Origin of the sequence: Mycolicibacterium holsaticum DSM 44478 = JCM 12374 (genome assembly GCF_019645835.1) — a bacterium.
GTDB lineage: Bacteria > Actinomycetota > Actinomycetes > Mycobacteriales > Mycobacteriaceae > Mycobacterium > Mycobacterium holsaticum.
On sequence record NZ_CP080998.1, the window covers coordinates 3942928 to 3968166 of the forward strand.

Genomic DNA, 25239 nt, shown 5'->3' on the forward strand with positions numbered 1-25239 from the left:
GGTTATGCCTTCGGGCCTCAGAGCTCGGGGGTGTAGGTGGGCAGGGGTTTGCCGTTCTTCCAGTGCTTGAGCAGCGCGGCGGCCAGCTCGCGGTAGGCGTGGGAGCCTTTGTTCTTCCGGCTGGCCAGCACCGAGGACCCCGAGGCGGAGGCCTCGGCGAACCGCACAGTGCGCGGTATCGGCGGGGCCAGCACCGGAAGGTCGTATCGGTCGGCGACGTCGAGCAGCACGTCGCGGCTGTGTGTGGTGCGCGAGTCGTACAACGTCGGCAGCGCGCCCAGCAGCGTGAGGTCGGCGTTGGTGATCTGCTGCACGTCGGTGATGGTGCGCAGGAACTGGCCCACGCCGCGGTGCGCGAGCGTTTCGCACTGCAGCGGCACGATCACGTCATCGGCGGCGGTCAGCCCGTTCAGGGTCAGCACGCCCAGCGACGGCGGACAATCGATGATCACCACGTCGAAGCGGTCGCCCAGCTTGGCCAGCGCCCGTTTGAGCGCATACTCGCGCCCCGCCCTCATCAGCAGCATCGCCTCGGCACCGGCCAGGTCGATGTTGGCCGGCAGCAGGGTCATCCCCTCGGCGGTGTCCACCAGCGCGGCATCGGGTTCCACATCCCCGAGCAGCACCTCGTGGATCGACACCGCCAACTTGTCTGGATCCTGGCCGAGCGAGAACGTCAGACAGCCCTGCGGGTCCAGGTCGACCAGCAGCACCCGTCGACCGTTTTCGACCATCGCCGCGCCCAGGGACGCAACCGTCGTCGTCTTGGCCACGCCACCTTTTTGGTTTGCGACCGCAAGAACCCGCGTCACACTGTCCATCCTGGCACGCCCTCGCATATCGCGACGCGCCGTGGGGCAGAATTCGTGGGCGTGGGCGACGGGCCACTCGGGCGAGGACCAGACACCGGTGCCGAACGGCACCGGCTGATCCTGCTTCGCCACGGTGAGACCGAGTGGTCACGCTCGGGTCAGCACACCGGGCGCACCGAACTGGATCTCACCGACACCGGCCGCGCGCAGGCCAAGCTGGCCGCCGATGCGCTCGCGGTGCTTCAACTCGACAACCCGCTGGTGGTGTCCAGCCCGCGGCACCGCGCGTTGGTCACCGCGGAACTCGCCGGGCTGACCGTCGACGAGGTGTCGCCGCTGCTGGCCGAGTGGGATTACGGCGACTACGAAGGCCTCACCACCAAGGAGATCCGGCGCAGCGAGCCCGACTGGCTGGTGTGGACGCACGGCTGCCCCGGCGGTGAGTCGGTGCAGCAGGTCAGCGACCGCGCCGACCGCGCAATCGCATATGCGTTGGAACACCTGCCATCTCGCGATGTGCTGTTCGTCGGCCACGGTCACTTCTCGCGCGCGATGGTGACCCGTTGGGTGGAGCTCGCGCTGCCCGAGGGGATCAGGTTCGCGATGGTCGCCGCGTCGATCGCGGTCTGCGGCTACGAACACGGCGTGCGCCAGATCAGCGCACTGGGACTGACGGGCCACCGCCACCCGTGCCTGCCGACATGACGCGCGAACCGTGCTTCGTGCTGATCTCCGGCAGAGCTGTGGTCGCCGAAGGCGTGCACACCGTCTTCCCGCACGTGGCCGACGCGCGAGCGGCGCTCGCCTCCCGCAGCGCGCCGATCATCGTGGGCGCCTTGCCCTTTGACATGTCCAAACCGGCGGCGCTGATCCGGCCGCAGGCAGTGCAGTTCCTCGACGCGCCACCGCAATGGCCGCTGCGCCCGCTGCCGTCGGTGCAGATCGTGGAGACCAGACCCGCACCCGACGAACACCGCGCCCGCGTCGAGGCCGCGCTGCAGCGGCTGCGCGACCCGGCCAGCGGGCTGCACAAGGTGGTCCTGGCCCGCGCGCTGCGGCTGGCCGCCGACGCGCCGATCGATGCGCGCACCGTCGTGGACCGCCTGGTGGCCGCCGACCCGACGGCCAATGCGTTCCTCGCCGATCTGACCGCGGCCGGCGGCGGCCATTCGGGCTCGGCGCTGGTGGGCGCCAGCCCCGAACTGCTGGTGGCCCGCCGTGGCGATCAGGTGGTCTGCGCACCCTTCGCGGGCTCGGCGCCCCGGATGGCCGACCCGGACGCCGACGAAGCCAGCGGCGCCGCCCTGGCCGCGTCGAGCAAAGACCGCCACGAGCACCAGCTGGTGGTGGATGCGATCTCCGAGGTGCTCGGCCCGCTGTGCACCGACCTGGACGTGGCACCCGAACCCAAACTGCGCAAGACCGACGCGGTCTGGCATCTCTACACCATGATCACCGGGCGGCTGCGTGACAACTCCACCACCGCACTGGATTTGGCGATCGCGCTGCATCCCACACCGGCCGTAGGCGGGGTGCCCGCCGATGCGGCCGCCGACCTGATCACCGAACTGGAGGGCGACCGCGGGTTCTACGCGGGCGCGGTGGGCTGGTGTGACCAGCGCGGTGACGGCCGCTGGGTGGTGTCCATCCGCTGCGCCCAGCTGTCCGCCGACCGGCGCACCGCCACCGCCTATTCCGGTGGCGGCATCGTGGCCGAATCCGATCCGGACGACGAAGTCGCGGAAACGACAACCAAATTCGCCACGATTCTGTCCGCGCTCGGGGCGCAGCCGTGACCGAGGTCATCCGTCGCGTCCGCCCCGGCGACGAGGCGGAGTTGGTCGCGATGATCCACGAGCTGGCTGCGTTCGAATCCGCCAGCGACGAATGCACGGTCACCGAAACCCAGCTGCACCAGGCGCTTTTCGGTGACCAACCGGCGGTGTATGGGCACCTCGGGGAGGTCGACGGCCAGGTGGCGGCCGGCGCCCTGTGGTTCCGCAACTTCTCCACCTGGGACGGTGTGGCGGGTATCTATCTGGAAGACCTCTACGTGCGTCCGCAGTTTCGCCGCCGCGGCCTGGCCCGCAGGTTTCTTGCCGCGCTTGCCCGTGAGTGCGTCGACAACGGCTACACCCGGCTGTCGTGGGCGGTGCTGGACTGGAACGTCAACGCGATCGCGCTCTACGACGCGGTCGGCGGCAAGCCGCAGACGGAGTGGATCACCTATCGGGTGTCCGGCCCGGAGTTGTCGGCTTTGGCCGCCGAACTCTGACCGGTGTCGTGAGCCCCCACCCACTGCAGGGTGGACGGGCTGAACAGCAGGGCCAGCGTGGCCAGCGCCACGATCGCCACCGCCCCGCCGTACACCCACTGATGCGAGCCGATCGCCATGTACCAGGCCACCGGCAGCAGCAGCAACTGCGCGAACACCGCGATGCCGCGGCCCCAGCGCCGACCGGTCCACAACGCCCATCCCGCGGCCACCACGCCACCGCCGATGATCGCGAACCACGCGGCGGTGCCGAAGAAGTTCATCCCCGGCTGATCGGTACCGGACACCCCGCTCAGCACGTACACCACGGCGGCGACCAGCCCACCAAAACCTTCGAGGCCGACCAGGACGGCGGCCTGACGCACGGTTGCCGGTGAGGGAACGGTCATTTCACCGCTCCGTTGGGCCGCTGGACCAGCAACAGTCGGCACCGATCGGTCACGTCTGTAGGGTACCGGCACCGCGGCGGGTCGGTGGGCGTCACCCCAGCACGCTGCGCACATCGAAGGTGGCGTGCACCCCGACGGCGTCGTACTGCTCGGCAAGCCAGGCTTTAGCGGTCTCCCGGCCGACGTCGCGCAGCTTGACGAAGAAGTCCCAGCCGGCGTTGAACCGTGACGACGCCGGGTACTTGTCGAGCACCCCGCTGGCGTCGATCCGGTGCAGACGCACGTCCTTGTAGTTTTTCGCCGACAAGGTGCCGTCGTCGAGCAACCGCTTGACAAACGCCACCGCCCGCAACTCCCGCAAGAGGTTTCCGTTGAACGTGATTTCGGTGAGCCGGCCGTGGATTTCGCGCGCGGTGCGCGGGGTCTGCCTGCGCTCCAGCGGGTTGATCTGCACGAGCAGGATGTCGTCCACCGACGTCTCGTAGTACAGCGGGAACAGCGCCGGATTGCCCATGTAGCCGCCGTCCCAGTACGGCACGCCGTCGATTTCCACCGCCTGAAAGACCATGGGCAGGCACGCCGAGGCCATCAGATGATCGGCGGTGAGCTCGGCCCGGCGAAAAATCGCGATCTTGCCGCTCCAGACATTCGTGGCGCTCACGAAGATCTCGACGTCAGTGCAGGCGCGCACGCGCTCGAAGTCGATGAGCGCTTCGATCGCGTCGCGCAGCGGGTTGATGTTGAGCGGGTTGGTTTGGTAAGGGCTCAGCCGGCGGGTGACGAAGTCGGCCTGGTTGCTCCATATCTTGAGCATCCGGCTGACCAGCCTGCGCTGCGCCGGGGCGAAGAACCCGTCGACACTGGCGCGGCGCCAGAAGGTCTCCAGGTGGCTGCGCGCCCCGTCGGCGCCTCCGTCGAGCCAACCCTGCACCAGCACAACGGCGTTCAGTGCGCCAGCACTGGCCCCGGTGATCGCTTCCACCCCGAAGCGGCCGTCTTCCAGAAGCGCGTCGAGCACGCCCCAGGTGAAGGCGCCGTGTGCACCACCGCCCTGTAAGGCAAGCGACACCGACTTTTGTGCGCGCGGTCCGGCGAGGACCCGGTTCTCGCGCGGACGGCGTCGGGCCCGGCCGGTCATCACGCTGTCTCGGGCTCGGGCTCAGGTGAACACCGTGGTGAACGCCTCGTTGAGCTCGCGGTCGTGGTAGAAGATGCCCTTGCCAAGCTGATCCGCCGTCCAGTTGATCGTCGGGAAGTCGCGCTGAACTCGGTGTCCGACTCCCGCGAACACCTCGTTGCGGTTGCCGGACGGGTCGAAGAAGTACACCGTCGTTCCCCGCGTGATGCCATGCCGTGTCGGCCCGATGTCGATGGGCACGTCATCCATCGAGAAGATGTCTGCGGCGCGCAGAATCGCATTCCAGTCCTCCACATGGAACGCGAAGTGGTGAATCTTGTTGTTCGGTCCCTTGATCACCGCGAGGTCATGCGGGGAGTGCGATTCCGGAGCCGTCAACCACGTGCCGATCAGGTCCGGGTGCTCCATGGTCTCGACCACCCGCTCGGCGGCCTTGAAGTCCAGGCACTCCTGGAAGAACCGCTCGATCAGGCCGGGATCCTCCGCGGCGATCAGGCAGTGATCAATCCAGTGGGTGCCGACGCCACGGACGTCCCTCGGCCATGCCTCGGGGTTGATCGCACCGGTCTCGGTTCCGGTGAATTCCATCTCGGTGTACAGCTCGACCGTCTGCTCCGACGGCAGCGTGATGCGCACACCATCGCCGACTGTCAGGTTTTCGCCGCGGCTGAACCGTCCCGTCGTCGCGCCGAACGCCGCACAGCGTTTCTCATAGGCCGCGAGGTCGTCGTCCGAGGAGCATTTGTAGCCGACCTTGACCAGGCCGACACCGCCCTCTTCGAGCACCAGGGAGTGGTGGTCCCACTCATCCCAGCACTTGAGGTGCAGTTTGCCGGGCTGTTCGTGTACCACCGACATGCCCAGTGTGTTCGAGTAGTGGTCGCGGGCTTCCTCGAGATCCGTTACCCGCATGTGTACGTATCCCAGTCGCATGACACCCATGTCAAGTACTTCCTTTCCTACGTTCCGTGTCTACGTTCGGTGTACTTCGAATCCCGTTTGCGGCGTCGTGCGCAGATCCGCTGGGGGGTGGCGGCACCGAGTCCGGGAAAGCAAACCGCAGCACCTTGCGCAGCCGGTCGCCCTCCTGCAGCTCTATCGCGATATTGGTGATCGGAACCGCCCGGCAACTCAGACAGATGCCGGCCACGCGTTCGTCGTCGCTGAGCACGCTGTCTGCGACGACACGTTCGTAGCGCACCTCGCCGAGAGTGAGCTGGACCTTGCAGACACCGCATCCGCCACGCTTGCAGCCGACCCGGTACCTGAGCCCGGCCCGGCTCAGCGCGGCCAGCACCGACTCACCGGGTTCGGCGAGCACGCGCAAACCGTCGGGCAGGATCGTCACCTCGGGCATCTGGTCGCGGTCCTTCCCCGCTGGTCGGCTCGGCGTCGGTGCTGCGGGCGCGGATGGCTTGACCCGGTCCCCGCGGACACCGGTCGAGCGGTCGGTCTGGGATGTCATCGGCAATGCAGTTGCACCATCCCCAGGCCATCGAACTCGGCGGACACCACGGCACCGGGCTGCAACGCCGTCGAGGAGGTCAAACCCCCCGACAGCACGATCGACCCGGCCTCGAGGCGCTCGCCGCGGTCGCCCAGCGTGGTCGCCAACCATGCCAGCGCGGCGGCGGGATGACCCAGCACCGCACCCCCGGCTGCGGTCTCCACCCCGCCCTGGTGCCGGAACAGGCAGCCCAGCACATGCAGACCGACGAGCTCGCTCGGCGGTCGGCCCTGGGCACTCAACACGACCCGGGATGCACCCGCGCTGTCGGCGATGGAGTCGGCCAACCGGAACGAATCGTTGTACCGCGAGTCCATCACCTCGATGGCGGGAATAACGGCCTCGACGGCGGACAGCACCCCCGCGGGCGGCGTCAAGGGGGTAATCGTTTCGCCGATCAGAAATGCGAGTTCGGGCTCAGCGCGCGGGTGGATGAGCTCGTCGAGCCGGATCGGTTCGCCGAACGGCACCACCATGCCCGACGTCAAAAGACCGTAGACCGGATCCTCGATACCGAGCGCCAGGCGCTTGACCCTGCTGGTGAATCCCAGCTTCGCTCCGATCACTCTCTCACCCGCCTGCACGCGGTCGTCGATAACGAGTGACTGTGCCTTGTATGCGGTTTCGACCGTGAGGAACGGGTTCGCCTTGGTGAACGGCGCGATGGGCACCCGGTCGCGCTGCGCGGCAATCAACGCATCGGCCATCACCCTCGGATCACTCACGCCGCCGCACCTTCCCGGTCGAACTGCACGGTCACGGTGCCCAGGTGGGCGAACTCGACCTCGAAGACATCGTTGGGGCGCACCGGCACGAGGCGGTGCAGCGGTCCGGACAGCACGATGTCGCCGCGGCGCAGTCCGCGCTCGGGCGGCAGCAGACGGTTCGCCAGCCAGGTCAGGCACCGCACGGGATTGCCGAGTGCCGCGGCGCCGGCGCCGCTCTCGATCGCCACTCCGTTGCGGTACAACAGCAGCCCGACCAGGCGCAGGTCGAGCGCGGTGGCCGGGGTGATCCGGCTACCGAGCACAACCCGTCCCGACGAAGCGTTGTCGGCGACGGTGTCGGCGAGGCGGACCCGCCAGTCGGTGATCCGGCTGTCGACGATTTCGAGCGCAGGCAGCACTCCCCTGATCGCGGTGAGCGCATCAGCGGTGGTGACACCCGGGCCGACGAGGTCGTCGTCGAGCAGGAACGCCATCTCGGCCACCACCCGCGGCTGCAAGAAGGCGTCGACGGGCACCACGGTGCCGTCGTCGACGAACATGTCGTCGATCAGCATGCCGAAGTCGGGTTCGGCGACGCCGAGAATGTCCTGCCTGGGCTGTGAGGTCCGTCCGAGCCGGCAGCCCCGGATCGCACGACCGGCCTGCACCCGTCGCCGGACGTTGTGCGCTTGGATCGCGTAGGCGTCGGCGAGAGTGAGATCCGGCCGGGCATCGGTCAGCGGCTCGATCGGGGTGCGATCGAGCTCCGCACGCCACAGCCGGTCGGCCAGCTCCCCGACCGTGACACTGTCCGCGCCGCTCATCGGTCCACGCCCCTCATACCGTCCAGAGTCCGCCGGAGGCGTGCCGAATCGGCCACCGTAGGCGGCACTTTCTGCTGGACGGAAGCCCGCCCCTGCCTAAAACATCCCATACCCCGGCGGGATTGGGCAGCCGATTCCATCCAGTGGCAGCAACCCACGCCCGCGGCGGCAGTTGCGGTAACTTCGCCGCGATGACCGCAATAGACACCCAACGCTGTATCACCCTGGCGGGGGCCACCCGCGCGCTGAACGCGGCGATGGAACACGCCGCCGCCATCGACGTTCCGGTGTGCGTCGCGGTCGCCGACCGCGGTGCCAACCTGATCAGCTTCGCCCGGATGGACGGCGCACCGATGTTGTCGGCACGGATCGCCCAGGACAAGAGCTATTCGGTGGTGGCGTTCAACGGTCTGCCCACTCGGGACTGGTGGGACCTGCTCAAGGACGATCCGGCGCTGCTGCACGGGATCGTCAAAACCGACCGGTTGACCGTCTTCGGCGGTGGTGTGGCCATCGTCGACGGCGACCAGGTGGTGGGTGCGGTCGGCATCTCCGGCGGCACCGCCGAGCAGGACCATGAGATCGCCGAGGCGGGTGCGCGCGCGGTCACCGCGTCATAGTCGCTGGGCGGCAGGATATTTGAGGGCGGCTCAGTGCCCAAAGCTGTCAGCATCGAGCATCTCGGGGTCCGGCCGGTCCAACGATCCGAGCACGGCCATGTCGTCGTCGGTGAGCGTGAAGTCGAATACGTCGAGGTTCTCGCGCTGACGCCCGGGGTCCGCGGACTTCGGGGTCGGCACAAAACCCTGCTGAACGTGCCACCGCAACACCACCTGCCCGGGGCTGCGGCCGTGCCGTTCGGCGACGACGGTCACCGTCGGATCGCTCAGCATCTCGTTACCCCGTCCCAGCGGGCTCCAGGTCTGCGTGACGATTCCGCGGTCCCGGTGCAGCGCAACCAGATCCGGGCGAAGGTGATACGGGTCGAGTTGAATCTGGTTCACGTGAGGGGTCATCCCCCGGTCGAAAAGCCGCTGCAGGTGTGACGGTTTGAAGTTCGATGTCCCGACGGCGCGCACCAGGCCCGCGTCCAGGAGTTGCACCAGCCCCTCGAACGCCGCCACGTACCGGTCCTGGTCCGGGTTGGGCCAATGCACCAGCAGCAGATCCAGATAGTCCAACCCCAGCCGGGTCAGGCTGGCCTCGCAGGCCTGACGGGCGCCGTCGACACTGTGCCAGCGGCGGTTGAACTTGGTCGTGACGAACACCTCGGCGCGGTCGACGCCGGAGTTGCGGATGCCCTCGCCGACCCCGCGCTCGTTCTCGTAGTTCTCCGCGGTGTCGATGAGGCGATAGCCCAGGCGCAGGGCGCCCGCCACCGAACGGGCGGCCTCGGTGTCGTCCATCGGCCAGGTGCCGAGGCCGAGATGGGGCATCTGGACACCGTTTGCCAGGGTGACGTCAGGCGCTGTCTTCAGTGTCAAGGTGTCCTCCTTTTGCGGCGCAACGAATCACGCGAGGTGCACGCCGAGACGCGCATGTTCAGCGACCCCTCCAATCGGCGCGGCCCCACGACGTCACGGCGCGGACCCGCCGGTGGAATACCATTCGTAGACACCGTTTTCGCGGGTTCGGCGTTCGATGAGCCCCTGCCAGCGCAGGTAGGCCAGATGCGCGAGCGTTTCGGCCATCGCGAGGTTTCGTTGGAACTTCAACAGTGTCTTGGCCACATGGTTGTCCGCGATTTCGCGGACGGTGCAGGGTCTGCTGCGGATCATCGCGTGAATGGCGTCGAGCCGACGTTGTTTGTTGCGCAATATCGCGTCGACCCGGCGCCGGCCGTCGGCGAACGGACGTCCGTGGCCCGGCATCACCAGCGCGGGATCGTGCTCGGCGACCAGCTTGAGTGATTCCAGATAGCTGCGCAGGGGGTCCTTGTCGAACCCGCGCTCGAAGGTGACCGGCGGGGTGACGGCAGGCAGCAGGTGATCGCCGGAGAACAGCAACTTGTCGGTCGGGGACCACAGGCAGATGTGGCCAAGTGAGTGGCCCGGGGTATGCAGGACCTGCCACTGGCGCGCGCCGATGTCGATGACCTCGCCGCCGTGCATCCGGGTGGAGGCCTCGACGACCGAATGCAGGTACGGCAGCCACTCGACGAGCGTGTCGGCGAACGACGCCATTTCGCCTTCCGCCACCCCGTGATCGCTGTACGTGTCGCGCTTGCGCGCCTGGGCCGTGGCCGGATGCCGGTACTTTTCGCAGTCCAGGTCCGTCATGGCGTGCATGAACAGTTCGGCGCCGGTGAGTTCCATCAACCGGCCGGCCATGCCGTAGTGGTCGATGTGGGCGTGGGTGACGATGATCCGTGAAATGTCTTCGAGCACATAGCCGCGGACGTTGAGGGCGTCCCGCAGCACCGTCAAGCCGTCGTCGGGTTCCCCGGGCCGCCACATGCCGCAGTCCACCAGCGTCACCGAGTCGCCGTCTTCGATGATGTAGACGTTGACGGTCTCGATGTGGTTGACGCCGATGGGCATTGCCGCGACCCCGATGCCGTCGGCCTGCACGTGGCCATGGAGTTCCCGGGTCGTCGTCACGGCTTTCCACCCGACTGTGGGTCCACCATCGACTCCTCCTACGGTGGCGCCGATGACCCCGTCGCGGATCGGCGCGCCCGCAGGCTCCATGGTGTCGTGCCCGCGTGGTTCGTGCCGGTGCTTCCCGCTGGTCGGAAGACGCCGAACCGGCAAGATTCGGCCTCGACAGGGCCCCGGCTCTTATCCAGCGGAAACTACCCGCCTCCTCGTTGTGAGAGCAGACACGCTCTGCCAGTGTTTGTTTTGGCGACCACAGCAGCGAGCGGAGAACACCTATGACCGAAACCCTGGACCACGCCGCGTCCATCCTTGCCGATGCCGTCGTCGAAGATCCCGCCGCGGGCATCTATCGAGCCAACCGGCGCATCTTCACCGATGAAGAGATCTTCGAACTCGAGATGAAGCACATCTTCGAAGGCAACTGGGTGTACATGGCCCACGAGAGCCAGATCCCCAACCCGGGCGACTACTTCACCACCTACATCGGCAGGCAACCGGTGGTGATCACCCGCGACCGCAAGGGCGAGTTGCACTGTCTGATCAACGCCTGCTCCCATCGCGGCGCGATGCTGTGCCGTCGCAAAACCGACAACCGCCCCACGCTGACGTGCCCGTTCCACGGCTGGACGTTCCGCAACGACGGCCGCCTGCTCAAGGTCAAGGACCCCGACGGCGCCGGCTATCCGGATTCCTTCGACACCGACGGCTCACACGACCTCGTCCGGGTACGCATGGAGGGTTACCGCGGCTTCCTGTTCGGCAGCATCAACGACGATGTGGTGCCGATCGAAGAACACCTGGGTGATGCCACCAAGGTGATCGATCTGCTGGTCGATCAGTCCCCCGACGGTGTTGAGGTGGTGCCCGGGGCGTCGACCTACACCTACGACGCGAACTGGAAGGTGCAGGCGGAGAACGGCGCCGACGGCTATCACGTGTCCGCGGTGCACTGGAACTACGCCGCCACCACGTCGCGACGCGGCACCGGCGAGTCGGCGAACGTGACCAAGACGCTCGACGCCGGCAGCTGGGGCAAATCCGGCGGTGGCTACTGGTCCTTCCCCAACGGGCACCTGTGCCTGTGGACATATGCCGGCAACCCGCAGGACCGCCCGCTGTGGGATCGCCGCGATGAGCTCAAGGCCATGTTCGGCGAGGCCAAGGGCGACTTCATGGTGACCGGCTCACGCAACCTGTGCCTGTACCCGAATGTGTATCTGATGGACCAGTTCTCGACGCAGATCCGGCACTTCCGACCGATCGCGCCGGACAAGACCGAGGTCACCATCTACTGCATCGCCCCCAAGGGCGAAGACGCCGATGCTCGGGCCAACCGCATCCGCCAGTACGAGGACTTCTTCAACGCCTCGGGCATGGCCACCCCCGACGACCTCGAGGAGTTCCGCTCCACCCAGCTGACCTTCCGGGCGACCAAGGCCCCGTGGAACGACATGAGTCGGGGCGCCAAGCACTGGCTCAACGGGCCGAACGACCTCGCCAGAGCCCTCGGTATGGACGGCGTGATCTCGTCCGGTGTGAAGAACGAAGACGAGGGCCTCTTCCCGGTGCAGCACGGGTACTGGCTCGAGACCATGCGCGCCGGTTTGGCATCCGACACCCGGTCTGTCTGAGGAGGATTCGATGACCGCAACGCTACCCACGACCAGCACGACCATCACGCAGCAGGCGATCGAACAGTTCCTCTACCGCGAGGCGCGTTATCTCGACGACCGTGAGTTCGAGAAGTGGCTGGAGTGTTACGCCGACGATGTCGAGTTCTGGATGCCGTCGTGGCGCGACGACGAAAAGCTCTCGGAGAACCCGAACACCGAGGTCTCGCTGATCTACTACCCGAACAAGGGCGGGCTCACCGACCGGGTGTTCCGGATTCGAACCGAACGCTCCAGCGCCACCTCGCTACCCGAGGCACGCACCAGCCACAACATCACCAACGTGGAGGTCATCGAGCGCCGCGGAGATCTGGTCGATGTCCGGTTCAACTGGCACACCATGTATTTCCGCTACAACACTGTCGATCCGTATTACGGCACGTCGTTCTACACCATCGACTTCTCCGGCGAGTCACCCTTGATCCGGCGCAAGACGGTGGTCTTGAAGAACGACTACATCCATCACGTGATCGACATCTATCACATCTGAAATCACAGCGAGGAAGCCGCATGACGCAGTATCAAGTGGCGCTCGGTTTCGAAGACGGCGTCACCCGGTTCATCACCTGCCAAGACGACCAGACGGTTGCCGACGCATCGTACCGGGCGCGGATCAACATCCCGCTGGACTGCCGCGACGGGGCCTGCGGAACATGTAAGGCGTTCTGCGAGTCCGGCGACTTCGACCCCGGGGTCTACATCGAAGATGCGCTCACCGAAGACGAGTTCGCCCGGGGCTATGTGCTGCCCTGCGTGATGAAGCCGAAGTCGGATCTGGTGGTTCAGATCGCCAGCACGTCGGAGGTGGCCAAGACCCAGGCCGCGACGTACGTCGGTGAGATCACCGAGCTCACTCGGCTCTCCCCGACCACCGTCTCGTTCAGCGTGAAGATCCCCAACCGCGACGAACTCGTCTTCCTCCCAGGGCAGTACGTCAACATCGCGGTTCCCGGTACCGACGAGACGCGGTCGTATTCGTTCAGCAGCGCCCCAGATGACAAGGAGTTGAGCTTCCTGGTGAAGCTGACGCCGAACGGCGTGATGTCGACATACCTCGATCAGCGCGCCAAGGTCGGCGATCAGCTCACCTTCACCGGCCCCAACGGAAGCTTCTTCCTTCGCGAGGGCGACGGGCCCGCACTGCTGCTCGCCGGCGGCACCGGGCTGGCGCCGATCCTGTCGATACTGCGCAAGTTGCGTTCCCACAGCGGCAGGCGATTGCACCTCATCTACGGCGTCAACACCGACGACGACGCGGTCGAATTACAGACCCTCGACCATCTGGCGGGGGAATTGAGCAATTTCACCTGGGACTACTGCGTCGCCGACAAGAACAGCGCCGCGACACACAAGGGCTATGTCACCGCCCTGATGACCCCGGAGCACCTGCACGAGGGCGACGCCTCGATCTATCTGTGCGGTCCGCCGCCGATGGTCGACGCCGTCCGCGAACACGTCGACGCCGGCGGCGTTCAACCGGTCGGCTTCTACTACGAGCGGTTTGCGCTGTCGGGTACCGGCGCGGGTGCGCGGACCGAACCGCCACGCCCCGAGGTCGAGGTGATCGCGGAGGAGGTGTCGACAGCACCCGTTGCCGAACCGCTGCCCCCCGAACGTCCGGCGCCGCCGGTGGAGGTCGCGGCGGTCCTCGCCGGCCCGGAAGGCCGTGCGGTGATCGGCCAGACCATATGGCCGTCAAGAGATCTGGCACCGCTCGGTCGTTCAGGCACCGCTGCGTCCCCCGCCGACGAGGCGACAACGGCTCGCGCGATAATCGGCCAGCCGATCGCACGGGCGGGCAGTGACGGCCCGGTGGATGCGCTCGACGTCGGCGGCCGGCTCATCGAGGCCGGCGAAGGCAGATCCATTATGGGCCAACAAGTTCTGACCCGAGCTGAGATGGAGCCGTTGGTCAAGCCGCAGTATGTCATCGGCGAGGAACATCCGTCGGTGCTCACCTCCGACGCCATCTTCGATGCCCGCGAGGCACTCGAGTTGGGTGCGCTCGAGTTGACGATCGGCAGATTGACCTCCCAGCAGTTGACCGGGTATCGGCTGGTGGCCGAGGCGACGATGCCGTACGTCCAAGGTGAGCACTTCACCGACGCCGCGGCCTACACCGAGACCAACGCGGTCTTCCACGACTACCTGTTCCAGATGACGGGCAACGAGCACCTGCTGCAGGCCTACAACAACCTCGGCGTCAAGGGCAGGATGCACGACGTGTTGCGGCACGCCACCTGGTGTCACCCGCTGTGCGCGCAGGACCACCTCGACATCGTCGCGGCCTTCGAAACCGGGGACCGGGACGCCGCGCGGGCGCTGATCATTGCTCACGCGGATCGGTCGAAGCAGACGATGCGACGCGCTCTGCAGGAAAGCCGCGCACGCGTACTGCCTGCGTGGTTCAGCCCCGGCCGGTTCGAAGGCAAGACCGTGTTGGTCACCGGCTCCGCTCAGGGCATCGGGCAGACGGTGGCCCGGCGTATCGCCGCCGAAGGCGGAGAAGTCGCCCTCGTCGACCGGTCGGACCTCGTATACCAAGAGGCCGAAGCGATCGCGGGGTCGGGATGCCACGCCGTCGGGATCACCGCCGACCTCGAGAGGTGGGAGGGTGCCGAGGCGGCTGTCGAACACGCGGTCAAGGAGCTGGGCCGCATCGATGTGCTGATCAACAACGTCGGTGGTGCGATCAACTTCAAACCGTTCACCGAGTTCACCGACGCCGAGATCCGCGCCGAGATCACCCGCTCCCTGCTGACCACGCTGTACGCCTGCCGGGCCGCGCTGCCGGCGATGGTCGCCCAAGGCCACGGCGTGATCGTCAACGTCTCGTCGGCGGCGACCCGTGGTATCCACCGCATTCCGTACTCGGCGGCCAAGGGGGGAATCAACGCCCTCACCGCATCGCTGGCGATGGAGTACGCCGATTCCGGTATCCGGGTGGTCGGCACCGCGCCGGGCGGCACGGAGGCCCCGCCGCGCCGGATATCGCGCGGTACACCGGAGCAGCGCAACGCCACCGAACAGGGCTGGTACCAAGGGCACATCGATCAGACGATCGACTCGTCGCTTCTCAAGCGGTACGGCACCCTGGACGAGCAGGCGGCCGCGATCTGTTTCCTGGCCTCCGACGAGGCGTCCTACGTCACCGGAACCGTGCTTCCCGTGGCCGGTGGCGACCAGGGGTAACCCACCGGCGCCGCCGGGGAAGCGCAACCTCGCGAACGCGATCGCCTACGCCGGCGTGCCCATCGGCAGCCTGTGCTGGCCGCCATCGCCGCGATCGGGCTCTTGTTGACCCTGCTGGTGCCCAAGAGCGGTAAGCGGGAGGTGACCACCATCAAGATCGAGCCGGCGCAACCGCAGGAACCGGTCGAGACCGGGGCCGGCCGATGACCGCGAGTACCGTTGGGACAGGAGCTGATTGATGCTTTACGACACGATCGTCTGCGTGGTCGACTCGGCGGGCAACGAACTGACCCAGGGCCGGGTCAGCGAGTTCGGCCGGCTCACCGGCACCACGCTGCACGTGATCTACCTTGCGCCTGAGTTCTTGACGCCCGGCGAGGTGATGGCCACTCGCACGGTGCCCGTCGCGGGCACCGACGTCGCATCGATCCCGAACACGTGCGTCAGCTCCAGGAATACCTCGGCCGTGCCCTCGCCAACGGGATCGCGGTCCTCATCGCACGTTCGACCGCCTGAAACCAACGCGAGGAGGGATACCCATGTTCAAGACCGCTGCCCATCTGCCCGGCGATCTGAACCGCCTCGGCCGCGAAACCGACATGTTGTTGGCCACCGTCGACAGTTTCGCCGACGAGGAGTTCGCCGTGCCGTCCAAGCGCGACGGCTGGACACGCGCCCATGTGGTCGCGCACCTCGCCGCAGGCGCCGACGCCATGAGCAACTTGATCGCTTGGAGCACAACCGGAGTCGAGACGCCGGCCTATGCGTCACGCGCCGCGCGCGACGCGGGCATCGACGCCCTGGCCGCAAAGCCGCCGGCCGAGTTGAAGGCCGCCCTGCACACCGCGGCAAAGAATTTCGCCCAACGAGCCGCAGCCCTGGCGCACGACGTCAAGGTCCAGACGGTCACGACAAGTGACGGCACCGCGATCACCCCGTACGCGCTGCCGACCTGGCGCATCGCGGAGGTCGTCGTCCACCACGACGACCTCGACACCGTGTGGGGACTCGAAGAGGCCGATATCGATGCGCTGGAGGACAGCCTGGAGGTCGTCGTCGAGCGGGCGTCGACGATGGCGGATTTTCCCGGCCTGACGATCGAGACCGACGAGCGTGACAGCTATGTGATCGGTGACGGCGCCACGACGGTGAAAGGTGGCCGCGACGCGGTGATCGGTTGGCTGGCCAGCGGGTCGACCGACGGCCTGCGCCACCAGCACGAACTGCCCGAATTGCCACCCCGGCCGCTGTGCTGAGCGCCCCGGCAAACCGCCTGCTCAGCACGGGTTGTGACCGCGTTCACAACTCACTGGGTGGAAAGAACTGCCCCCAGCGCGCGGTTACCATGACGATCGATCGGGGCACCGGCGCAGCTGCCGGACCAATGCCTCTGCGAAGGGAGCGAACGTGGAGAAAGCCGTAGGGATCGTCGGCGGCGGCATCATGGGATGCGGTATCGCGGAGGTGGCGGCGCGCAGCGGATGCGATGTGGTGCTGCGCGAGGTCAACCAGGAGCTCGTCGAGGCCGCCAAGCGCAAACTCGAGGGCTCGCTGGACCGGGCGGTGAGCAAGGCGAAGCTCACCCAGGCCGCACGCGACGAGATCCGGGGCCGCGTGCGCTTCACCGACCGGATTGTCGAGCTGGCCGACCGCGATCTGGTGATCGAGGCGGTCGTCGAAGACCTCGCGGTCAAGACCGAGATCTTCGATCTCCTCGGCAGGGTGGTGCGGCCGGACACGCTGCTGTCCAGCAACACCTCATCCATTCCGATCATGCAGCTTGCGGCCGCCACGGATCGCCCGGAACGCGTCGTCGGGCTGCACTTCTTCAATCCGGCGCCGGTGATGCCGCTGGTCGAGATCATTCCGTGCGAGCTCACCTCAGAGGAAACGGTCAGCCGCGCAATTGAATTCGCGTCTGACCAGTTGGGTAAGACGACCATCACCGCCAAGGACCGGGCGGGGTTCGTCGTCAACGCACTGCTGATCCCGTACCTGCTGTCGGCGATCCGGATGGCAGATGCCGGTCTGGCCAAACCCGAGGACATCGACATCGCGATGGTGGGCGGTTGCAACCATCCGATGGGTCCGCTGGCGCTGACAGATCTCATCGGGCTGGACACCACGATGGCGGTCGCCGAGTCGATGTACGCCGAAACCAAGGAGCAGTTGTATGCCCCGCCGGCGCTGCTGCTGCGCAAGGTGGAGGCCGGTGAACTGGGCCGTAAGAGCGGACGCGGGTTCTTCACCTACTCGAAATAGCGGCCCGGCAGCGCCGTCGATACGCCCACAGCTAACGACACAGCGTCACCCCCTGCGGAAAAACTGGCTCCGACCTGGCACAATGATTTAATGGCCGAAAGTGAACCGGCGGCAAGTCAGAAGGACCCCTGGCAGCAGCAGCGCGACACACTCGGCAGCTTCATCCGCATGCAGCGTCAACTGGCCCAGCTGTCGCTGCGCGAGATGGCCTCGATGACCGAGGTGTCCAACGCCTACCTCAGTCAGATCGAGCGGGGCCTGCATCAACCGTCGCTGAAGGTGATGCAGTCAATCGCCAAGGCGCTCGGAATACCCGCCGCGGACCTGCTGCGCGAAGCCGGGGTCAGCACCGAGGAGGCGGACTCCGCGGCGACGCGCGCGGATGACCCCGCCGTCGACACCGAACGGGTGATCAAGACCGATCCCCGGCTTACCCAGGCGCAACGGGAGGCGCTCCTGGGTGTGTACCGCAGCTTCCTTGCCGAGAACTGACACCGTGGGACACAACGCGATCGTCGCGCGCCAGGACATCTTGGCGTTGCCGAACGGCAGGTCGGTGGCCTACCGGGACTTCCCCGGGCCCGCCGGCGCCGAGACGATCGTGCTGCTGCACGGCATCGGCATGACCGCGGATCTCAACTGGGGCGGATCGTTCGCCGCGCTGCGTCGACGGTTCCGGGTGATCGCGCCGGACCTGCCGGGGCACGGCCGAAGCGTTTGCGACTCACCGTCGTTCGCGCTGGAGGACTGCGCGGACGACGTGGTGGCCCTCGCCAATGCGCTGGGCGTCGGTCGGTTCATCGTCACCGGATACTCGATGGGCGGCCTGGTCGCGCAACTGGTGTGGCGTCGGCACCCCGAGCGTGCCGCCCGGCTGGTGCTGTGCGCCAGCTCGCGTAACTTCCTCGGTACCCCTGCAGAGCGGGTGGCATCGATGTTCGCGCCGGTGCTGACGGCCGCGGTCCGGCTGAACCCGCTGTTGGGCGGGCTGGGCGCAGGCGTCATGAACGCCGGGCTGGTCAACGACCTGGACGGCGAGCACCGTCAGTACGCGCTGACCGAGATGAACCGCACCAGCATGACCACCGTCGCCGCGGCGTTGGTGGCGGTGTCCAACTTCACCTCCCATGACTGGATCGGTGAGGTCGACGTCCCGGTGACCGTGCTGGTGACCACGCGTGACACGGTCGTCCCGCCGGCTCGACAGCGCAGGCTGGCCGCAGCCATCCCCCACGCGCGCACCGTCATGGTCGACGGCGACCACACGGTGTGCATCAGCGATCCGGACCGGTTCAACGCCAAGCTGCTCGAAGCCTGCGACAACCCGACCAGGGTCCACGGCCTGACCTGAACGGCCGTTGCCGAGGCGGTTCTCAGTCGTTGGACGCGCTACGCCGCGGGCCGTACAGCCAACCTTCGAGCAGCCGCGCGATGCGCGGTTGCACCAGCCAGGTCATCAGCGCCGTGGTGCCGATCACGATGACCGCGATCCGCGGGATCAACCACACGCCGGTGCTTGCCGGAGGCAGCAGCACGCTCAGACACAGCTGCAACACGAAGATGACCGCGGCCGAGACGACGAACATCTTCCAGCGCGGCGGCGCGGGCGCGGTGCGGCCGGGTAACTCGAACCACGTCTCCAGCCCGCTGACGCGATGGACATTGGCCGTGGACATCACCTGCTCGCCGTTGGCGAGCAGTTTGGTTCTCGTCGGCGAATTCTCCCAATCTGCAAGGGATGTCGCCGCGTCGAACCGGTAGACCACATGCCAATCGTCGCCGACGTGTCCGGGCCGCAGCAGGCCGGCGCCCAGGAAGCCGGGGAACTCCGACGCCGCTCTGGTCAGCTCTTCGGCCCAGTCCTCGAATTCGATCTCCTTGCCCGGGTGCACACGCCGAGCGACCATCACCGTGACGGGTCCGCTGGTGGCGACGCTGTCGGCCGCTTCGCTCATCGCTCAGGCGAGTTCTGCGGCCCAGTCCCGCTGTTCCAGGGCATCGCGGATGTGAAGCAGGAACTTCGATGCCGTCGAACCGTCGAACGCCCGATGGTCATACACCAGCCCGATGATGCCGACGGGATGGATGGCGATCGCATCACCGACTGCCACGGGGCGACGCTTCACACCGTCGGTGCACAGGATCGCCACGTTGGGCTGGTTGATGATCGGCGCGGAGGCGTAGCTGGCGAACGGACCCGGGTTGGTGATGGTGAACGTCGACCCCGACATCTCCTTGTTCGGCAGCTCCTTGGCGCGCGCCGCGGCCGCCTTGGTCGCGATCTCGCTGGCGATGCCGCGGATGTTCAGCGAGTCCGCCCCCTTGACGACCGGCACGACCAGGCCCTGCTCGTCCAGATCCACGGCGATGCCGAGGTTGACGTACGGGTGCAATGTCATCGTCTTGGCTTCGAGGTCGATCGACGCGTTCACCGTCGGGAACGCACGCAAGGCGTCACACGTGGCGCGCGAGATGAAGGGAAGGTAGCTCAGCGAGGCGCCGGTCTCCTTCTTGAACTGCGTCTTGTATTGCGCGCGAACGCGTTCGACGTTGTCGAAGTCCACCTCGACCGACGTCCACACCGAGGCCGCCATCGTCTGCGACGCCTTGAGCGTGTCGGCCAGAATCAGCCGCATCCGACTCAGCGGCACCACTTCGTCGCGTTCGTCGGTCGCCGCCCTCGGCGCCCTCACCGCCGGGGCGGCGGCGGGTGCTGCGGCCGGAGCCGCGGGATGCGCGCCTTTGGTCGCGATCGCCTGCTCGACGTCCTCGCGCCGGATGCGCCCGCCGGCACCGGTACCGGTGATCGACGAGACATCCAGGCCGTGTTCTGAGACCAGCCTGCGCACCAGCGGGGACAGCAACCGGCCTCCCCCGTTGCCTGCGACGGTGCTCAGCGCCGCGGGTGCCGTGGCAGGCGTCGGCGTCGCCGTCGGCGCCGGCTGCGCGCCGTCGGCCGGCGCACCGGATTTGTCGCCGATACGGGCCAGCACGGTGCCCACCGCCACCGTTTCCCCCGCGGGCACAAGGATTTCCAGGATCGTGCCGTCGTAGGGGCTGGGAATCTCCGAATCCACCTTGTCCGTCGACACCTCGAACAGCGGATCGTCGAAGGCGACCTCGTCACCGACCTCCTTGAGCCAGGTGCCCACGGTGCCCTCGGTCACCGACTCACCGAGTTTCGGCATGGTGAGTTCATAGACCGCGCCGCCGCCGGGCGTGGCGACGTTGCCTGATTCGGTGGCCGGACCCTCCGACCCGCCCATCGACGGTGCCGACGGCTCGCCGATGGATCGACCACCGGCGGCCGCGACCGCGTGCGCTGCGGACGGCAGCCGGTTGTCGACCTGCGCGCGCTTGCCGCCGATCCGCAGCACCGGCGCACCGACCGGGACCGTCTCACCGGGCTGGGCGAGCACCTCCAGGACCACCCCGTCGTAGGGGCTGGGGATCTCGGAATCCACTTTGTCGGTCGACACCTCGAACAGCGGGTCGTCGAAAGCAACTTCGTCGCCGACCTGCTTGAAGATGCTGCCGATCACGCCGTCGGTCACCGATTCACCCAGTTTGGGCAGTGCCACTACCCAACTCTCGTCGGACATTTCGCGTGCCTCCTGGCGGTTTTAGCCGTGTAACGATCGGCCGGAAAACGGGATCATGGTTTCGCCGATTGCTTCGGACAGGCTGGGATGCGCATGGATCAGCGCGCCCACCTCGGAGGGCAACGCCTCCCAGTTCACCGCGAGATACCCCTCGTGCAGCAACTCGCTGGCCCACGGTCCGACGAGATGGAAACCAAGTATCGGCCCGCCACGCGCCGCGACCACCTTCACCAGGCCGTCGGTGTCGCCGAGGATCATCGCCCGACCGTTCCCGGCGAACGAATGCTTATGCACCTCAATGTCATAGCCGGCGTTGCGCGCCTCGTCCTCGGTCATACCGGCCCAGGCCACCTCCGGATGGGTGTAGACCACCCACGGCACCTTTCCGTAATCCACCGGCGCGGGGTTCTCCCCGAGGATCGCCTGCACGGCGACTATCGCTTCGGCGTACGCGACGTGCGCGAGCCCGGGTGTGTTGACGCAGTCGCCGACCGCGTACACGCCGGGGCGTGAGGTCGCCATCGTCGCGGTGTCGACCTCGATGAAGCCGCGGTCTGACACCTTGATGCCGGACTCGGCCAACCCCATGCCTTCGCTGACCGGCCGGCGTCCGATCGCCACCAGCAGCTGATCGACTTCGATCTTCTCCGAACCCTTGGGGGTTTCGAACGGGACCAGGACGCCGTTGCTGGTGGCTTCGACCGCGCCGACGCGCGCCTCGGCGTGGATGTCGGTGCCGCGCTTGGCCAGGGACTTGGCCAACACGTTGGCGGTGTCGCGGTCCGGGCCGATGGGAAGCACACCGTGCGGCAGGGCCTCCAACAGCGTGGTGCGGACACCGAAATCGGTGTACACCGAGGCGAATTCGGATCCGATCACACCGCCACCGATGACCGCCACCCGCTCCGGCAGCGCCGCGGCTTCGCTGTTGGTCGCATGGTCGGAGGTGACGATGCGCTCACCGTCGATATCCAGACCGGGCAGCGAGCGGGGCTCCGAACCCGAGCAGATGATCACGCCCTTGGCGGTGAGCGTTTGTCCGTCGACTGATACCGCACCGGACGGGGTGAGGGTGCCCAACCCGTTGATCACGGTGACCTTGCGGCGCTTGAGCAGGCCTGACAGCCCCTTGTGCAGGGTAGAGACGATGCCGCTCTTACGTTTGTTGACACCGGGCCAGTCGGCCGACGGGCCGTTGCCGTCGCCGACCGCGATGCCGAAATCGGCTGCGTGGCCGACCGTTCGGAACACCTCCGCAGCGTGCAGCAGTGCCTTGGCCGGGATGCAGCCCCGGTGCAGGCAGGTTCCGCCGACGCTGCGCTTCTCGATCATCGCCACGCTTTGTCCCGCCGACGCCGCATAGAGCGCGGCCGCGTAGCCGCCGGGACCGCCGCCGACGACGATGATGTCGTAGTCGCTCATGCTCGTGCCACCTTCTGCAGCGTCTCTGCGATCTCTGCCGGCTGCGGAATCATGGCGTCCTCGAGCGGCGGGCTCGTGGGCACGGGGGTGTTCTTCGCAGCGATGCGCACCACCGGCTGGTCCAGGTGCCAGAAGCAGCGCTCCTGAACTTCCGCGGCGATTTCGGCGCCGTAGCCCATCCGGCGGGCGGCCTCGTGCAGCACCACCGCGCGGGAGGTCTTCTTCACCGAGTCGACGATGGTCTCGACGTCCAGCGGCACCAGGGTCCGCACGTCGATGACTTCGACCGAGACGCCGTCCTTGCCCAGTTCCTCGGCGACCTCGAGGCCCTGCGAGACACCCGCCGAGTACGTGATCAGCGTGACGTCGCGGCCCTCACGAACCACCTTGGCCTTGCCGAGCGGCACGGGCTCCAGGCTCAGCGGGCCGTCGCTGCGAAGCCGGCGGTACAGGTACTTGTTCTCGAGATACAGCACCGGGTTGTTGTCCCTGATCGAGCTGATCAGCAGGCCGGCCGCGTCCTGCACGGTACCGGGCATCACGATCTTCAACCCGGGCACATGCGCGAAATATGACTCCACACTTTGCGAATGCGTCGGCCCGGCCCGCAGTCGCGCGCCGAACGGCGCCCGCATCGTCACCGGCATCGGGTCACCGGTGCGGTAGAAGTGGCGGGCCATCACGTTGATGATCGGGTCGAACGCGCACGAGATGAAGTCGGCGAACTGGAACTCCACGACCGGACGCAACCCCACCAGTGCAGCGCCGGCCGCCAGCCCGGTGAAACCCGTTTCGGCAATTGGGGTGTCGACCACCCGGCGCGCGCCGAACTTCTCGAGGAAACCCTTCGTCACCTTGAACGCGCCACCGAACTGCCCGACGTCCTCGCCGATGAGGAAGACGTTCGGGTCGGCGTCCATCTCCGCCATCATCGCCTGGCCGATGGCCTCCAGATAGGTCACCGAGCCGTTGGGAGATTCAGTCTGCATAGACACCGTCCTCGACCGTGCTGCCATCAGGCATCGGGTCTGCCAGCGCCTTGCGCCTCGCGGCGATGGCGTGCTGGCGGGCCTGTTCCCGAATGTCTTTGGCGTACGCCTCGTCGATCACGCCGCCGTCGATCAAAACCTTCTCGAACAGTTCGACGGGATCCTTCTTGCGCCATTCGTCGAACATTTCCTTCGGCACGTAGTCCGCCGGATCGTGTTCGGCGTGCCCGTGCATCCGCATAGTCACCGCCTCGATCAGCGTGGGCCCCTCGCCGTTGCGGGCGCGCGCGACGCCCTCGGCCACCGCGTCGTATACCGCCAGCGCGTCGGTGCCGTCGACCTTCACCCCGGGAAAGCCGTATGCCACCGCCTTGCAGGCGAAGTCCTCCGACGCCGTCTGCAGCCCCAGCGGGGTGGAATAAGCCCACTGGTTGTTCTCGATCACGAAGACAGCGGGCAACTTCAGCACCCCGGCGATGTTGAGCGACTCGTGGAAATCGGCGCGCGACGTCGAGCCGTCACCGCAGAAGGCCAGGCAGACCCGGTCTTCGCCGCGGTACTGGGCGGCGAAGGCCATCCCGATCGCCACCGGGAAGTTCGCCGGGATGTGGCTGGGCAGGTTGTAGATGCCCAGATCCAACCGCCCGTAGTGAAGCGTTCCGTCCCGGCCCCCGGTCGGCGAGGTGGCCTTGCCCATGAAGCTGGCCATCACCTGCCAGGAGTCCATACCGCGCCACAGGTGCGCACCGAGATCACGGTGGATCGGGGCCATGTAGTCGTCGGGCCGCAGCGTCGCTGCCGCCCCGACGGAAATCGCCTCATGCCAGTGACCCGTGTACAGCGAGCCCAGCAAGTCGCCGGATTTGTACATCGCCACCATGCGATCCTCGACGGCCCGGGTCTGCACCATCTTCTCGTAGATACGCTTGAGTAGCTCCGGATCACGCTCTGCCAGCGATAGTTTCGTGGACTTCGCCTTGGTGTTGGTCGGCGTCGCCATATCGGTTCCTGCTACCTAGCTGGAGAAGAAGTCGATGAGGGCGCGGTTGAAGTCGGCGGTGCGCTCGATCATCGACCAGTGGCCGCAGTGCGAATACACCGACAGGTCGCCGTTGTCGAGCAGCTCCATCAGCCGCAGCGACGTCTGAACGGGGATGACCTGGTCCTCGCGGCCGTGCACGATCAGCGTCCGATGCGGCAGCTTCTTGAGCTCCTCTTCGGGCGTACACATCGCCTCCACCCAGCGCTGGCGCGGGGCGGGGAACATCGCCGAGAACGCCTCCTGGAATCCGGGCTGTGTACTTCCCTCGTAGCGGACCTGCGCCAGTTCGTCGTTGACGAGTTCGCGCGAGTAGGCAAAATAGTCCAGCACCTTACGCATGTTCTCGAACGAGGGTTCGTATCCCCACACCGCGTCGAGGCCCTCGGTGATCGGGAACGAAACGCCCATGCTGCCCATCAGCACCATCTTGTCGACGCGGTCGGGATGCTGAGTGGCGATGCGCAGAGCGATCGAGCCGCCGAAGCTGTTGCCGACCAGGCTCGCCTTCTCGATTCCGAGCGTATCCATCAGGCCGACAACCTGATCGGCCCACGTCTGCAGGTTGTACTCGATGTTCTCCGGCCGATCGGAATATCCGAAGCCGACCATGTCCGGTGCGATCACCCGGAACTTCTCGGCAAGGGCGGGGATGACCAGACGCCAGTTCGCGTAGGAAGTGACGCCGGGGCCGGACCCGTGAATCAGCATGACCGTCTGATTGCCGGAACCGCCCTCGAGATAGTTCGTCTTGATTCCGTTGGCGATCGCAGCCGCGCCGATTTCCGGTTTCGAAGTTGTTGTCATCTCA

The 25239-nt window shown here is 66.9% G+C and carries 27 protein-coding genes; 12 read left to right on the forward strand and 15 right to left on the reverse strand.

The window, feature by feature from the left end; all coding sequences use genetic code 11:
- Window positions 1-17: 17 nt before the first annotated feature.
- Entirely contained in the window at window positions 18-821 is an 804-nt protein-coding gene (locus tag K3U96_RS18935; RefSeq protein WP_069406048.1) for a ParA family protein, read from the reverse strand.
- Between the two features lie 51 nt (window positions 822-872).
- Between K3U96_RS18935 and K3U96_RS18940 the strand changes: the two genes are divergently transcribed.
- From K3U96_RS18940 to K3U96_RS18950, 3 genes are read left to right on the forward strand one after another with little or no spacing between them, the layout of a single operon-like run.
- Window positions 873-1517, forward strand: coding sequence for an acid phosphatase (locus tag K3U96_RS18940; RefSeq protein WP_220690735.1), 645 nt, complete (start codon window positions 873-875; stop codon window positions 1515-1517).
- Window positions 1514-2608 carry an isochorismate synthase gene (locus K3U96_RS18945; protein ID WP_220690736.1) on the forward strand — a complete coding sequence of 365 codons (1095 nt, stop codon included), beginning with the start codon at window positions 1514-1516 and terminating at the stop codon, window positions 2606-2608. The genes K3U96_RS18940 and K3U96_RS18945 overlap by 4 nt, the downstream gene beginning before the upstream one ends.
- Complete coding sequence (locus K3U96_RS18950; protein WP_220690737.1) at window positions 2605-3087, forward strand: GNAT family N-acetyltransferase; 483 nt, start codon at window positions 2605-2607, stop codon at window positions 3085-3087. Before K3U96_RS18945 ends, K3U96_RS18950 begins: the two co-directional genes overlap by 4 nt.
- Here the strand turns inward: K3U96_RS18950 and K3U96_RS18955 are convergent.
- From K3U96_RS18955 to K3U96_RS18980, 6 genes are all read right to left on the reverse strand, one after another.
- Window positions 3039-3476, reverse strand: coding sequence for a hypothetical protein (locus K3U96_RS18955; protein ID WP_069406052.1), 438 nt, complete (start codon window positions 3474-3476; stop codon window positions 3039-3041). The two genes, K3U96_RS18950 and K3U96_RS18955, sit on opposite strands and share 49 nt — an antisense overlap.
- Window positions 3477-3567: 91 nt before the next feature.
- Window positions 3568-4614, reverse strand: coding sequence for a patatin-like phospholipase family protein (locus K3U96_RS18960; protein WP_069406053.1), 1047 nt, complete (start codon window positions 4612-4614; stop codon window positions 3568-3570).
- A gap of 21 nt (window positions 4615-4635) precedes the next feature.
- Window positions 4636-5556 (reverse strand): catechol 2,3-dioxygenase, encoded by a 921-nt coding sequence (locus K3U96_RS18965; RefSeq protein ID WP_069406054.1) that lies wholly within the window; start codon window positions 5554-5556, stop codon window positions 4636-4638.
- Between the two features lies 1 nt (window position 5557).
- Window positions 5558-6079 carry a 2Fe-2S iron-sulfur cluster-binding protein gene (locus K3U96_RS18970; RefSeq protein ID WP_220690738.1) on the reverse strand — a complete coding sequence of 174 codons (522 nt, stop codon included), beginning with the start codon at window positions 6077-6079 and terminating at the stop codon, window positions 5558-5560.
- Window positions 6076-6846: a 2-keto-4-pentenoate hydratase gene (locus K3U96_RS18975; protein WP_220690739.1), complete on the reverse strand. Its 771-nt coding sequence runs from the start codon at window positions 6844-6846 to the stop codon at window positions 6076-6078. The genes K3U96_RS18970 and K3U96_RS18975 overlap by 4 nt, the downstream gene beginning before the upstream one ends.
- Window positions 6843-7652 (reverse strand): 2-keto-4-pentenoate hydratase, encoded by an 810-nt coding sequence (locus K3U96_RS18980; protein WP_069406056.1) that lies wholly within the window; start codon window positions 7650-7652, stop codon window positions 6843-6845. The genes K3U96_RS18975 and K3U96_RS18980 overlap by 4 nt, the downstream gene beginning before the upstream one ends.
- A 191-nt stretch (window positions 7653-7843) precedes the next feature.
- On the opposite strand from K3U96_RS18980, the gene K3U96_RS18985 reads away from it, so the two are divergent.
- On the forward strand, window positions 7844-8272 hold the full coding sequence (locus K3U96_RS18985; protein ID WP_220690740.1) for a GlcG/HbpS family heme-binding protein: 429 nt from the start codon (window positions 7844-7846) through the stop codon (window positions 8270-8272).
- Window positions 8273-8302: 30 nt separating this feature from the next.
- Here K3U96_RS18985 and K3U96_RS18990 read toward each other — a convergent pair whose 3' ends face one another.
- Together K3U96_RS18990 and K3U96_RS18995 are read right to left on the reverse strand one after the other, a co-directional pair.
- Window positions 8303-9136: an aldo/keto reductase gene (locus tag K3U96_RS18990; RefSeq protein WP_230982199.1), complete on the reverse strand. Its 834-nt coding sequence runs from the start codon at window positions 9134-9136 to the stop codon at window positions 8303-8305.
- 93 nt (window positions 9137-9229) lie between these two features.
- Complete coding sequence (locus K3U96_RS18995) at window positions 9230-10252, reverse strand: MBL fold metallo-hydrolase (protein ID WP_220690741.1); 1023 nt, start codon at window positions 10250-10252, stop codon at window positions 9230-9232.
- A 275-nt stretch (window positions 10253-10527) separates the two neighbouring features.
- Here K3U96_RS18995 and K3U96_RS19000 point away from each other — a divergent pair, with 275 nt between their 5' ends.
- The 8 genes from K3U96_RS19000 to K3U96_RS19030 all read left to right on the forward strand — a co-directional run bounded on the left by K3U96_RS19000 (window position 10528) and on the right by K3U96_RS19030 (window position 18727).
- Entirely contained in the window at window positions 10528-11883 is a 1356-nt protein-coding gene (locus K3U96_RS19000; RefSeq protein WP_220690742.1) for a Rieske 2Fe-2S domain-containing protein, read from the forward strand.
- A gap of 10 nt (window positions 11884-11893) precedes the next feature.
- Window positions 11894-12412 carry a benzoate 1,2-dioxygenase small subunit gene (benB, locus tag K3U96_RS19005; RefSeq protein ID WP_069406061.1) on the forward strand — a complete coding sequence of 173 codons (519 nt, stop codon included), beginning with the start codon at window positions 11894-11896 and terminating at the stop codon, window positions 12410-12412.
- A gap of 20 nt (window positions 12413-12432) precedes the next feature.
- Window positions 12433-15114, forward strand: a complete 2682-nt coding sequence (gene benC / locus K3U96_RS19010; RefSeq protein ID WP_220690743.1) for a benzoate 1,2-dioxygenase electron transfer component BenC — start codon at window positions 12433-12435, stop codon at window positions 15112-15114.
- A gap of 72 nt (window positions 15115-15186) precedes the next feature.
- Window positions 15187-15321: a hypothetical protein gene (locus K3U96_RS27055; RefSeq protein ID WP_268928449.1), complete on the forward strand. Its 135-nt coding sequence runs from the start codon at window positions 15187-15189 to the stop codon at window positions 15319-15321.
- Between the two features lie 332 nt (window positions 15322-15653).
- A complete protein-coding gene (locus K3U96_RS19015) occupies window positions 15654-16370 on the forward strand; it encodes a maleylpyruvate isomerase family mycothiol-dependent enzyme (protein ID WP_220690744.1) in 717 nt (238 codons plus the stop codon).
- A gap of 67 nt (window positions 16371-16437) precedes the next feature.
- Window positions 16438-17376: a 3-hydroxybutyryl-CoA dehydrogenase gene (locus K3U96_RS19020; protein WP_338156836.1), complete on the forward strand. Its 939-nt coding sequence runs from the start codon at window positions 16438-16440 to the stop codon at window positions 17374-17376.
- A gap of 90 nt (window positions 17377-17466) precedes the next feature.
- Window positions 17467-17868 (forward strand): helix-turn-helix domain-containing protein, encoded by a 402-nt coding sequence (locus K3U96_RS19025; protein ID WP_069406065.1) that lies wholly within the window; start codon window positions 17467-17469, stop codon window positions 17866-17868.
- A gap of 4 nt (window positions 17869-17872) precedes the next feature.
- Window positions 17873-18727: an alpha/beta fold hydrolase gene (locus K3U96_RS19030; protein ID WP_220690745.1), complete on the forward strand. Its 855-nt coding sequence runs from the start codon at window positions 17873-17875 to the stop codon at window positions 18725-18727.
- Window positions 18728-18749: 22 nt separating this feature from the next.
- Here the strand turns inward: K3U96_RS19030 and K3U96_RS19035 are convergent, their stop codons facing one another.
- From K3U96_RS19035 to K3U96_RS19065, 6 genes are read right to left on the reverse strand one after another with little or no spacing between them, the layout of a single operon-like run.
- The gene (locus K3U96_RS19035; protein ID WP_220690746.1) at window positions 18750-19331 is read right to left on the reverse strand and encodes an antibiotic biosynthesis monooxygenase; all 582 of its coding nucleotides are present in this window, start codon (window positions 19329-19331) and stop codon (window positions 18750-18752) included.
- A gap of 3 nt (window positions 19332-19334) precedes the next feature.
- The gene (locus K3U96_RS19040) at window positions 19335-20957 is read right to left on the reverse strand and encodes a 2-oxo acid dehydrogenase subunit E2 (RefSeq protein ID WP_230982200.1); all 1623 of its coding nucleotides are present in this window, start codon (window positions 20955-20957) and stop codon (window positions 19335-19337) included.
- A 42-nt stretch (window positions 20958-20999) separates the two neighbouring features.
- Window positions 21000-22400: a dihydrolipoyl dehydrogenase gene (lpdA, locus tag K3U96_RS19050; RefSeq protein WP_069406750.1), complete on the reverse strand. Its 1401-nt coding sequence runs from the start codon at window positions 22398-22400 to the stop codon at window positions 21000-21002.
- Window positions 22397-23389 (reverse strand): alpha-ketoacid dehydrogenase subunit beta, encoded by a 993-nt coding sequence (locus tag K3U96_RS19055; RefSeq protein WP_230982201.1) that lies wholly within the window; start codon window positions 23387-23389, stop codon window positions 22397-22399. The genes lpdA and K3U96_RS19055 overlap by 4 nt, the downstream gene beginning before the upstream one ends.
- Complete coding sequence (locus K3U96_RS19060; protein ID WP_084223507.1) at window positions 23379-24389, reverse strand: thiamine pyrophosphate-dependent dehydrogenase E1 component subunit alpha; 1011 nt, start codon at window positions 24387-24389, stop codon at window positions 23379-23381. Before K3U96_RS19060 ends, K3U96_RS19055 begins: the two co-directional genes overlap by 11 nt.
- A 15-nt stretch (window positions 24390-24404) precedes the next feature.
- The gene (locus K3U96_RS19065) at window positions 24405-25235 is read right to left on the reverse strand and encodes an alpha/beta fold hydrolase (protein WP_220690748.1); all 831 of its coding nucleotides are present in this window, start codon (window positions 25233-25235) and stop codon (window positions 24405-24407) included.
- Window positions 25236-25239 lie beyond the last annotated feature (4 nt).